The following is an 11651-nucleotide window of genomic DNA, read 5'->3' as shown; positions in this document are numbered from 1 at the left end:
GCCTGCCGGTATGATACGAGCCGTTCGGGTCAGCGGTTGCGGCTTGCCGACGCGGGTTTTCCCCGATGCCGGACAAACACCCGGCCAGCGCGGCTCGACGGCTGCAAGCGGCTGAAGTATGGCCGACGAAACGCCTTACCAAACCTTACCCTTGCGCTTTAATTAGGCATCTTGACCGATGAAACGAGCCTTCGTCACTGTCGTCACCGGACTTGCCGTGCTGGTCGCAGCAGGGCAGGCGCGCGCCGATTGTTTCGACGAAGCGGCGAAATATCAGAAGGTCAATCCATTGATTCTGCGCGCCATTGCCTGGCAGGAGTCGCACAATCGGCCGGATGCCCAGCATAAGAACGCCAACGGCTCGACCGACTACGGCGTTATGCAGATCAATTCGATTCATCTGCCGGTACTTGCGCAATACGGCATCTCGCAAGGCACGCTGATGGAGCCGTGCAAGAACGTCTACATCGCGGCGTGGCATCTGCGCCGTCAGATGAACAAGTACGGCAATACCTGGCAAGCAATCGGCGCGTACCACTCGGAAACGCCGGCTCTGCGAGATAAGTATGCGATGCAGATCGCCGCGATCCTGCGGAAGTGGAATCTGATGCCGGCCGCACGCTAGGCGCGTGAGTCCGTCTTATCCGTATTGGATCGCTATTCTTATATAGGCGATCTTTCGTGTGGCCGTTCGGTCATACGCTTCAACTTCAGCTTCTGCGTCATTTCAGCCGCGCGCCAATCCGGCTCGCCACGAGGCCGTCGTCCGTTTTGATGCACAATGCGGCTTCGTGCTGCCGTCGCGATGCGACCGCTATCGCGGTCGCGCGGTCATGCGAACCACGCCCGGCACGCCTTCCAATCTCTTTGTTTCCCGTACTGCGATGAACCAGCCGCTATTGCCCGTCACCGTGCTCTCCGGTTTTCTGGGCGCCGGCAAGACCACGCTCCTGAATCACATCCTCGCGAATCGCGCCGGTTTGCGCGTCGCCGTGATCGTCAACGATCTGGCCGCCGTCAATATCGACGCCACCCTCGTGCGCGACGCCGCCGCGCTCTCGCATGTCGAAGAGCAACTGGTCGAACTGTCGAACGGCTGCATCTGTTGCACGCTGCGCGACGACCTGCTGAAGGAGATCAAGCGCCTAGCCGGCGAACAGCGTTTCGACGCGATTCTGATCGAATCGACCGGCGTCGCCGAACCCATGCCGATCGCCGAGACTTTCACCTTCGTCGACGACGACGGCGCGTCGCTCTCCGACGTCGCGCGACTCGACACGATGGTGACCGTGGTCGATGCGTTCAACTTCCTGCGCGACTACGGCTCCGCCGACGCGCTCGCCGAGCGCGGCATTGCCGCGACCGAAGAAGACGATCGCACGCTGGTCGAGTTGCTGATCGAGCAGATCGAGTTCTGCGACGTACTGGTGGTGAACAAGGCCGACCTCGTCAGCGCCGACGAGCTCACGCGTTTGCAACGCATCCTCGCCCGCATCAATCCGCGCGCGGTGCAAGTGGTCAGCCGTTTCGGCGAAGTGCCGCTCCCGCGAGTGCTGAACACGGGGCGCTTCGATTTCGACGAAGCGTCGAGCGCGCCGGGTTGGCTGGCGTCACTGAATCACGACCACGAACACGGTCACGCACATCACGGCGAGGCGGACGAATTCGGCATCGGCAATTTCATTTACCGGGCCCGCCGGCCGTTTCATCCGGAGCGTCTGTGGGCACTGCTGCATCAGGAGTGGAAGGGCGTTCTGCGCAGCAAAGGCTTCTTCTGGCTGGCGACGCGTAACGATATCGCCGGCTCGCTGTCGCAGGCCGGCGGCGCTTGCCGGCATGGTCCGGCAGGCATGTGGTGGGCGGCTCAGGATCGTAGCGAATGGCCGGACGGCGACGACGAACTGGCCGCGGAAATTGCCGCCGACTGGCACGGCGATCCGGACGATCTCAGCATTGGCGACCGTCGCCAGGAACTGGTGATGATCGGCGTCGGTATCGAACCGGCTGTGTGGAAAGCGAAGTTCGACGCCTGCCTGCTGACCGACGACGAATACGCGTCGGGGCCGCAAGCGTGGCAACAATTCACGGACCCGTTCCCGGCATGGGACTTCGATGAAGACGATCATGACCACGATCACGATCATCATGACCATCACGGGCATGACCACGATCACGACGGCCACGGCGAAATCATCCACCGCCACGACTAGTCGCGCCTGATTGCCCGCACCTGGAGGTTGAATGGCGACACGCGTCGTCGCCGTTCAACCGCTGCAAAACCAGCAGACGAAAAAAAACCCGCCGTTGGCGGGTGTCAACTGCCGGGCAGTAATCTGCTTAGCGCTTGTTGACTGCGTCCTTGAACGCCTTACCAGCCGTGAACTTGACGGTCTTGGCGGCCGGGATCTTGATAGTTTCGCCGGTCTTGGGATTACGACCCGTACGTGCTGCGCGCTTGCCCGAACCGAAGCTACCGAAGCCGATCAACTGGACCGCGTCGCCCTTCGACACAGACTTCTTGATGACTTCAAGCAACGTGTCCAGCGTTTCACCGGTTTGAGCCTTGCTGGCGCCCGTCTGTCCTGCGACGGCGTCGATCAGTTCCTGTTTGTTCATTAAGGTTCCTTTCTGAGTTTAGGTTGACACGAACAGCGCGAACGCGCCGATTATACGTGCGCGGGCCGCGCCGTCGAGCAGCTGCGGCTCCGGATCCCCTCCGGACCTGAGCACCCGGCAGATGACTGCCCGGCGGCCGTGCTGCCGCTCCCTTCGCGGCGCTTGCTATGATAGCGCAGCGCAAACCCAATCAGGATAAGGGTTTCGAAGATTTACGCGGTTCCGGGGCCGATATCGCAAGGAAACCGCAATTTTTGCCGTCCGCGCCTCACGCGGATGGCTGAAACCCAGTATGGGCGGGGCCTCGCGTTGGTTTTTGCCAACGTTCGGCGCGTCCTTTTCGCCGTCCGGCGAGCGGCGCGCGCGGACGGTAACGTTCGACCCGCTCTTGCGAGCGTCCAATTCCGTCCCGCATGACCGATCCGCTGATCCCCGCCGTCGTCGCTTTTCGCGACAACGGTTCGCTTTATTCACCGCTCTACAACGACATTTATCACAGCGTCGTCGGCGGTCTTGAGCAATCCCAATACGTTTTTCTGCGTGGCAATGCGTTGCCGGAACGCTGGCAAAAGCGCCGCGTTTTCACCGTGCTCGAAACCGGCTTCGGCATGGGCATCAACTTTCTGATGACATGGGCCGCGTGGCGCGCCGATCCGGCGCGCTGCGAGCGGCTGCATTTCGTGTCGACCGAGAAGCATCCGTTCGTTCTGGACGATCTGCGCAGCGTCTACGCGAAGACCCTCTCCGACCCGACCATCTCCGCGATGGCTGAAACGCTCGCCGACGCCTGGCCGATGCTAGTTCCCGGCACGCACCGTCTCGAATTCGACGACGGCCGCGTCGTGCTCACGCTGGTGTTCGGCGATGCGCTCGAGAGCTTGCCGGCGTTGAGACTACGCGCCGACGCGTTCTATCTTGACGGTTTCGCGCCGGCCAAAAACCCCGAACTCTGGACCCCTGCGATTTTCAAGTCTCTCGCGCGCCTGGCAGGCGAGGGCGCGACCTTCGCCACTTACAGCAGCGCCGGCGACATCAAACGCGCGTTGACGCAATGCGGCTTCGAGTATCGCAAGGTGGATGGCTTCGGCTGGAAACGGGCCATGCTGGTCGGCCATTTCGCGCCGCGCTGGCGCGTGCGGCGTTATGAACCGCCCGCACCGCTCGCGATAGACGAGCGGCACGCGGTCGTGATCGGCGCGGGGCTTGCGGGCTGCGCCGTGATCGAGCGGCTCGCGACGCGCGGCTGGCGCGTGACGTCGCTGGAGCGGCATGCGTCGGTGGCGCAAGAGGCGTCGGGAAATCCCGCCGGCGTGTTCCATCCGATGATTTCGCGCGACGACAGCGTGGCCTCCCGCGTGACGCGGGCGGGCTTTCTGTACACGCTCAGGCGCTGGGCCGCGCTCGAACGGCTCGGCCACCGACCGTCACGCGGCGCGCCGGGCCTGTTGCAAATCGCCGCGAACGACGAAGAAGCCCGCTCGATCGGCGAAGCGATCGCCGCGTTCGGCTATCCATCCGAGTACGTGACACCTGTGTCGGCGCAAGAGGCGCAAAAACTCGCCGGTATGCCGCTCGCGCGTGGCGGCTGGTTCTTTCCCCAAGGCGGCTGGATCGACCCAGCTTCGCTTTGTGCCGCGCAGTGCGCCGCGGCAGGCAGCTCGCTCGAACGCCGTTTTGGCGTGGACGTCGCGCGAATCGAACGGGATGGCGGTCAATGGGCCGTGTTCGATACCTCGGGGCAGGTCGTGGCGCGCGCGCCGGTAGTGATCGTCGCCAGTGCGCATGATGCCGCACGCATCGCCGGTTTACGGCATGCGCCGACGCGCAGCATCCGCGGCCAATTGACCTTGCTGCCGGCCGGCACGGTCGCGCCACTGGCGCTGCCGGTTATCGGCGAAGGTTACGCGGTGACGCTCGCCGACGGCGTCACGCTGACCGGCGCAACCTACGAGCTGGACGATCCCGACCCGTCGCTGCGCGCGGACGGCCATCTGGAAAACCTCGAGCGTGTCGCGCAGATGTTGCCGGCGTTCGCGGGCGCTGCGTCGCAAGCCTCACGAGCCGCTCAAGCCGGGCACGCGCCGTCGGGCACATTGACCGGTCGCGTCGCGTTCCGCTGCGTCACCAGCGACCGCATGCCGATGATCGGCCAGCTTGCCGACGAAACCCTCGCGGCACGCGACGCTCAACGCCTGCGTGGCGCCTGGCCGCTCGACCTGCCGCGCACGGACGGCTTATACAGCGCCTTCGCCTACGGTTCCCGCGGGCTGGTTTGGGCGGCGCTCGGCGCGGAACTGATCGCGTCGCAGCTGGAAGGCGAGCCATGGCCGATCGAACGGGATCTGGCCGAAGACATCGACCCGGCCCGCTTCCTCCTACGAGCCTTGCGCCAAGGCACCGTGAGTTAACCGCGCGTCGAGCCGTGTTAACCGGTGGATAAGTTATCCACCAGAACCTGTGGATAAGCTTGCGGTAAACCAGCGAAACTCATGTGGAACCGTTGTGGACGTAAACGGGGTAACTTTGCCGCCGACGAAAATCGCCAAAAGTTACCCCTGTATACCCGCCGCTCCCGCACAAGCTGTGCATCGGGTTATGCCGTCGGCAAGCTGATGATTCGTTTCGGTAAACAAGAGTTATCCACAGAAACCGAGGCAGCTTGTTAACTGTTACTACGTATACATACGGTAAACCTGTAAACAGAAAGACCGAGCCGAGCTGGAAAGCGGTCGTCATCGAAAAGCCGGGCCCAATGGCCTCCCAAGCCGCCAAAAAAATCTCGGTTAACCTTCCCGAAAAACACATCTCTCCGCTTCAAGCTGAACATCCAGACGCCCCAAGCACATCTCAAAACGGTCGCTTTTTCCTCATGAGGTGGAGATAACGTACGTTTTTACCGTTTTCCCTGCATGTTCGCGCCTTTTCGGTTAACTCTGAAAAAGCTATGGCACAATCGCCGTTCTTTTCCGCGTCGTGCCTCGCCTCTAGCGGCAGACGCTGCAACGGAACGGTGCCGGTCAATCAGAATCTGATTCAAAGTCGCCGGCGTTCTTCACCGTGCCGAGCCGGTTGCTACGGCCGCACTCAGGAATGCGCCGGGCTCCCAGCGGCTGCGGTGCATTCAGATCATCCGATCGTCGAAAAACTCGCAACGCGGGTCACGCGAAGCGATCGCGACTGTGAGCGCTTCATGCGCCCGCCCGCTCGCCGGTGTTCGCGCCGGTTCGTGTCGCCTGCCGTTGCTGCCAAGGAGAACCCATCACGATGAAGTCGGCGTTTTCATTCTTCCCAGCCTGGCCTCTCGCACCCGACGCCATTTTTTGGGCGGGTCTCGCCTTGCTTGCCGCTGGTCTGTGCGGTGAGCTGTGTTTTCGCGCATGGCGTCTGCCACGCATTTCCGGCTATGCGGTGATTGGTCTCGTCGCCGGCGCGGCCGGTTCGGGCGTGATCGACGCCGATTCCGCCAGTGCCGCGCGACCTTTGCTCGACGTCGCGCTCGGCTTGCTGTTGTTCGAACTCGGCAGCCGGCTCGATTTGCGCTGGATCCGCCGCAACCCGTGGCTGATCCTGTCGAGCGTGGCGGAAGCGACGCTGACGTTCGCGCTGGTGTTGCCGGTTTTGCTGTTGCTGAACGTGCCGGTGATCGTCGCAACGGTGCTCGCCGCGATCGCGATGGCGACTTCCCCCGCGATGGTGATCCAGCTCAAAACGGAATTGCGCGCGGAAGGCCAGGTCACGCAACGCATGCTGACCTTGACCGCGTTGAACAGCATGTACGCCGTGGTGATCGAAAAGCTCGTGTCGAGCTGGCTGCATCAGGAGGCTTACGGCAATGTTTTCGCCACCATCCTGCAACCGCTGTATCTGCTGGTCGGCTCGCTTGTGCTCGCCTATCTGCTGGCGCGTACCTGCACGTTTTTTTATCGCCGTCTGAACATGCAGGACGAGCACTCGTTTGTTGCGCTGTTCGGCCTGGTGTTGCTGGCGATCGCGATCGCGCATCTGTTCAAGCTGTCGACGATTCTGGCGCTGCTCGCGGCCGGCATCATCGTGAAAAATCATGAAGCGCGTCCGCAGTTGTGGCCGGAACATTTCGGCACTGCCGGCTGGTTGCTGACTGTGATTCTGTTCGTGCTGACGCTGACTTCGTTCGAATGGAAAGATATCGCGCTGGGTGGCGTGGCGGCATTGGGCCTGATCGTTGCTCGTCTGGTGGCGAAACTGGTTGGCGTGCTGGCCTTCGCGAAACCGAGCGGCTTGAACTGGAAGCAGGGCATAGCGCTCGGTTTATCGTTGTCGCCCATGTCGGCGCTCGCGTATCTGCTGGTCGACGACACCTACAACCTGTATCCGAATTTCGATCCGCAACTGCGCGCGATCGTGATGTGTTCGATTTTCGTGCTGCAGATTCTCGGGCCGTGGCTCGTCTATCGCAGTCTCGCGCTGGTGGCCGAGCGGCGTGAAGAGTAAGCGCACGGCGCTACTCGATATTTCATCCGTCTGATTCGACTTACTCGAGTTATTCGATTCAAAAACGGCTGGGCAGGCGACAACTTCCCAGCCGACTGACACAGGGGACGCTATGTCGCTCGAACCCTTCATCGATTCGAAACCGTTCACCTTCGGTGTCGAACTCGAGATGCAGATCGTCAACACGCACGACTATGATCTGACCAAAGCTGGCTCGGATCTGCTGCGTCTCATCAAGGACGAAAAAATTCCCGGCAACATCACGCCGGAAATCACCGAAAGCATGATCGAACTCTCGACGGGTATCTGCACGACGCACGAGCAGGCCGTCACCGATTTGCGCAAGATTCGCGACACGCTGGTGTCCGCGGCGGATCATCTGAACGTTGGTTTGTGCGGCGGCGGCACACATGCTTTCCAGCAATGGAGCGAACGGCAGATCGTCGACACGCCGCGCTTTCAGTATCTTTCCGAGCTGTACGGCTATCTGGCCAAGCAATTCACGGTGTTCGGGCAGCACGTGCATATCGGCTGTCCGGATCCGAACAGCGCGCTGTATCTGCTTCATTCCATGTCGCGCTTCATTCCGCATTTCATCGCGTTGTCCGCTTCGTCGCCGTTCGTGCAGGGCGTCGACACCGGTTTTCATTCGGCACGCCTGAATTCCGTGTTCGCGTTCCCGCTGTCGGGCCGCGCGCCATTCGTGCTGACGTGGGACAGCTTCGAGGAATATTTCTCGAAGATGGTCCACACGGGCGTGGTCAACAGCATGAAAGATTTCTACTGGGACATTCGACCGAAACCAGGTTTCGGCACGATCGAAGTACGCGTGATGGATACGCCGCTATCGGTGGATCGCGCGGCGGCGATTGCCTGCTACATCCAGACGCTGGCGCGGCACCTGTTGCTCGACAAACCGATCACGCCGCAGGAAGACGATTACCTCGTCTACACCTTCAACCGCTTCGAAGCGTGCCGCTTCGGTCTGGCCGGCACCTGCATCAATCCGCAAACCGGCGAACGCAAGACGATTTCCGAAGACATACTCGAAACGCTCGATCTGATTGCACCGCATGCCGAAGCATTGGGTTCGGGTAATGCGCTGGCCGAGATCGGCGCCATTGCGCGAGGCCAGGTGAACGACGCGACCTGGTTGCGTGGCGTGTTCGACAAAGAAAAATCCTTGCACGAAGCTGTCCGTCAGCAATGTCTGCAATGGCGAGCCTAGTCGGGCACGGAACGGCTTACGTCAAACCGTAAGGAAACCCGCCTCGTGCGGGTTTTTTTATGTAATTTATTTTTCCAGCGGCACGAGTCTTAGGTTTTTATAAAGTTAACGTATACCAAGGTAGTAATAGTTAACAAGCTTCGCCCAGGCCTGTGGACAACTGAATAATTCCCTGCAAAGTCAACGCGCTGCGTAAACCATAACTGGATGGAACGCGAGCGCATCGACGCCGGAATACGAGGACAACTTCAGCAGGCGAAAAGACAGCCTGGATGCTTATCAAGAATCGGTACACAAGCCGTCCCCAGGTTTTCCCGTGGTTATCCACAGCTTGCCTTGGATAAGTTAGCTGTACGATTCGCCGCTCTCGCATAGAATGTCGTTTTCGCTGCCTTGGCTGTGATCAAGCGGCAAATTTTTGAGATAGTAGAAACCGTCTTGTCCGCAGTTGGGCAAGGCTACCCCCACAGGCCGCGGGCGCGGTCGGCGAGCAAGTCGCCGGTCGTGAACCAAAGCTGTAAATAAACGAATCGAAGATTATGAGCGAAGGCGTATACGGAGAACAGGCAGCCGGGCGGGTGACCCACAGCCTCTTGCGATTGAGCACGGCGATGCGAAGCCAGGCTTGGGAATGGGCCGAAGGCGCGGGTCTCACCCCGACGCAAGGCGAAATTCTCGTCCTGCTGATGCAACGCAAAGGCCCGATGCGCCTCGGCGAAATCGCCCGTGAAACGGCCCTGACCGCGGCGACCACGAGCGACGCCGTCAGCACGCTCGAAACCAAGGGTCTGGTCGAAAAGCGCCGCGCGCTCGACGACGGCCGCGCCCTCGCGGTTCGTCTGACCGCACGTGGCCGGACCGCTGCGAAGCGCGCCGCACAATGGCCTGACTTCCTCGCGAAGGCGGTTGGCACGCTGCGTGACGACGAGCAGTCGGTGTTCTACCGCACGTTGCTCAAGACGGTCCATCAGCTGGAAGCGCAAGGCACGATTCCGCCGCATCGCATGTGCCTAAGCTGCGCGCACTTCGAACCCAGCAAGAATCCGAAGAAGACGCCGCATCACTGCTCGCTGCTCGACATGAACATGTCGGACACGAACGTCCGTCTGGATTGCTCGGTCTACGAAATCGCCGACGTCGCTACCCAGAAAAAGACCTGGAAGATCTTCGCCCAGTAAGGCGGTTTCTTCCGGAACAATCCGCTACACTGCCAAGCCGGCTTGGGGCGGGTTGAGCCACCCCGAGCGGCTAGGCGCCGCTAGCGGCAAGTCTTTAGTCAACCTGAAGGTGGGTCAGGCCGATGAATCGCGAAGTTCTGGCCATTCGCCATGTGCACTTCGAGGATCTGGGTAGTCTTGAGCTGGTGCTCGGCGAGCGCGGCCGTCCAGTCCGTTATCTCGACGTCGGCTTGGGCCGTATCGAGGCGCCGAATCCGGTTTCCGCATCGGTGATGGTGGTACTTGGCGGCCCGATCAGCGCCACCGACGACGCGCTTTATCCGACGCTCGTGCCGCTGCTGTCGCTGATCGAAAAGCGCATTGCCGCCGGTTTACCGACGCTTGGCATCTGCCTCGGCGCTCAGCTGATCGCCCGTGCGCTCGGCGCGCGGGTGTATCCCGCCGGCCATACCGAACTCGGCTGGACACCGCTCACGCTGACCGTTGCCGGTCGCGCTTCGCCGGTGCGTCATCTGGACGCCGCGCAGACCTCCATGCTGCATTGGCATGGCGATACCTTCGATCTTCCTGACAACGCCACGCGTCTTGCCTCCACGCCGGCCTGCGAAAACCAGGCGTTCAGTTGGGGCAACCATGTGCTCGGTTTGCAATGTCATCCGGAGATTCGCACGGATCGCTTCGAACCCTGGCTGATCGGCAATGCCGGCGAGCTTGTCGGCCATGGTATCGATGCACGCCAGTTGCGGGCTGAAACCGCGCAATTCGGTCCGGCACTGGAAGCCGCCGCCTGCCGGATGTTCGGTGAGTGGCTCGATCAGGTCGAGCCTAAGCCCTGAGGTCTACGGTCTAAGCCCTAAGCCCTAAGATCGAGCCGCCCCTGTCTGCAGTAAATCCGCCGCGGTGCTATGCTCGATCGCTCTCGGGTTTCTACTGGGCGACATCCATGAGCGCGCTTTTCTCCCCGCTCACGCTGCGTAGCGTGACGCTTCCCAATCGTATCGTCGTGTCCCCGATGTGCCAGTATTCCGCCGATCGTGGCGAGGCCACCGCGTGGCACATGATCCACCTCGGCAGCATGGCGTTGTCGGGCGCCGGCATGTTGTGCATCGAGGCGACCTCGGTCGAGCCGGACGGCCGCATTACCCCCGGCGATCTCGGCCTGTGGGACGACGCGACCGAAGCCGCGCTCGTGCCGGTGCTGGCCGCGATCCGCAAGCATTCCCATATCAAGGTGACGATGCAGTTGTCGCACGCCGGGCGCAAGGCATCGAGCCATGCACCGTGGGAAGGTGGCCAACTGATTCCGGTGTCGCAAGGTGGCTGGTTGCCGCATGCGCCGTCGGCGCTGCCGCACAAAGCCGGCGAAGAGCCGCCGCTGGCGCTCGATACGCCCGCGCTGAACCGGATTCGCGAAGCGTTCGCAGCCTCCGCGCGGCGTGCCGCGCGTCTCGGCATCGACGGTCTGGAAGTGCATGCGGCGCACGGTTATCTGCTGCATCAATTCCTATCGCCGATCGCTAACCAACGTACCGACGACTACGGCGGTTCGCTCGAAAACCGCATGCGTTTTCCGCTGGAAATTTTCGACATCGTGCGCGCCGCGTTCCCCGCCGACAAACCAGTCGGCGTGCGCGTCTCGGCAACCGATTGGGTGGAGGGCGGCTGGACCCTGGAAGACACGATCGCGTTCGCGCAAGAGCTGAAAAAGCGCGGCTGCGACTGGATCGACGTGTCGTCCGGTGGCGTCTCGCCGTTGCAGAAGATTCCGCTCGAACCCGGCTATCAGATTCCCTTCGCGAAGGCGGTCAAGGAGGCCACCGGGCTGACCACCATCGGCGTGGGCCTGATCACCGACCCGCTTCATGCCGAACAACTGATCGAAGCCGGCGACGCCGATCTGATCGCACTGGCCCGCGCGTTGCTGTACAACCCGCGTTGGCCGTGGCACGCCGCGGCGCAACTCGGCGCGACGGTCGAGGCGCCGCCGCAATACTGGCGTTCGCAACCGCGCGAGCAAAAAGCGCTGTTCGGTGACATTTCGTTCGGACAACGTTGAAGCGCGTGACGCGTGTGACACGATCACGTCTTTTTGACGGTTGAAGGAAGCCGTCTGGAGCGTGTAGGATGCCGGATGTGGCGTAGGTGCGCCGCAAGTCGAC

The 11651-nt window shown here is 61.7% G+C and carries 9 protein-coding genes; 8 read left to right on the top strand and 1 reads right to left on the bottom strand.

All coding sequences use genetic code 11. The features are described 5' to 3' along the window. Positions 1-178 precede the first annotated feature (178 nt). The gene (locus B0G83_RS25630) at positions 179-625 is read left to right on the top strand and encodes a lytic transglycosylase domain-containing protein (RefSeq protein WP_105510186.1); all 447 of its coding nucleotides are present in this window, start codon (positions 179-181) and stop codon (positions 623-625) included. 259 nt (positions 626-884) lie between these two features. Further along, positions 885-2210, top strand: a complete 1326-nt coding sequence (locus B0G83_RS25625) for a GTP-binding protein (RefSeq protein WP_105510221.1) — start codon at positions 885-887, stop codon at positions 2208-2210. A 127-nt stretch (positions 2211-2337) separates the two neighbouring features. On the opposite strand, the gene B0G83_RS25620 is transcribed toward B0G83_RS25625, so the two are convergent. Continuing rightward, on the bottom strand, positions 2338-2616 hold the full coding sequence (locus B0G83_RS25620; protein ID WP_006050811.1) for an HU family DNA-binding protein: 279 nt from the start codon (positions 2614-2616) through the stop codon (positions 2338-2340). 413 nt (positions 2617-3029) lie between these two features. Here B0G83_RS25620 and mnmC point away from each other — a divergent pair, with 413 nt between their 5' ends. The 6 genes from mnmC to B0G83_RS25590 all read left to right on the top strand — a co-directional run bounded on the left by mnmC (position 3030) and on the right by B0G83_RS25590 (position 11548). Next, on the top strand, positions 3030-5024 hold the full coding sequence (gene mnmC, locus B0G83_RS25615) for a bifunctional tRNA (5-methylaminomethyl-2-thiouridine)(34)-methyltransferase MnmD/FAD-dependent 5-carboxymethylaminomethyl-2-thiouridine(34) oxidoreductase MnmC (RefSeq protein ID WP_105510185.1): 1995 nt from the start codon (positions 3030-3032) through the stop codon (positions 5022-5024). A gap of 856 nt (positions 5025-5880) precedes the next feature. Further along, on the top strand, positions 5881-7086 hold the full coding sequence (locus tag B0G83_RS25610) for a cation:proton antiporter (protein ID WP_105510184.1): 1206 nt from the start codon (positions 5881-5883) through the stop codon (positions 7084-7086). A gap of 112 nt (positions 7087-7198) precedes the next feature. Then, positions 7199-8314 (top strand): YbdK family carboxylate-amine ligase, encoded by a 1116-nt coding sequence (locus B0G83_RS25605; protein ID WP_105510183.1) that lies wholly within the window; start codon positions 7199-7201, stop codon positions 8312-8314. Between the two features lie 539 nt (positions 8315-8853). Further along, a complete protein-coding gene (locus tag B0G83_RS25600; protein ID WP_035554298.1) occupies positions 8854-9492 on the top strand; it encodes a MarR family winged helix-turn-helix transcriptional regulator in 639 nt (212 codons plus the stop codon). A 122-nt stretch (positions 9493-9614) separates the two neighbouring features. After that, on the top strand, positions 9615-10328 hold the full coding sequence (locus B0G83_RS25595; RefSeq protein WP_105510182.1) for a glutamine amidotransferase: 714 nt from the start codon (positions 9615-9617) through the stop codon (positions 10326-10328). Positions 10329-10435: 107 nt separating this feature from the next. Beyond that, positions 10436-11548 (top strand): NADH:flavin oxidoreductase/NADH oxidase, encoded by a 1113-nt coding sequence (locus B0G83_RS25590; protein WP_105510181.1) that lies wholly within the window; start codon positions 10436-10438, stop codon positions 11546-11548. Positions 11549-11651: the final 103 nt, after the last annotated feature.

The organism is Paraburkholderia sp. BL21I4N1 (assembly GCF_002973525.1).
In the GTDB taxonomy this organism is placed as follows: domain Bacteria; phylum Pseudomonadota; class Gammaproteobacteria; order Burkholderiales; family Burkholderiaceae; genus Paraburkholderia.
This window is presented reverse-complemented; position numbering and strand designations above follow the sequence as displayed.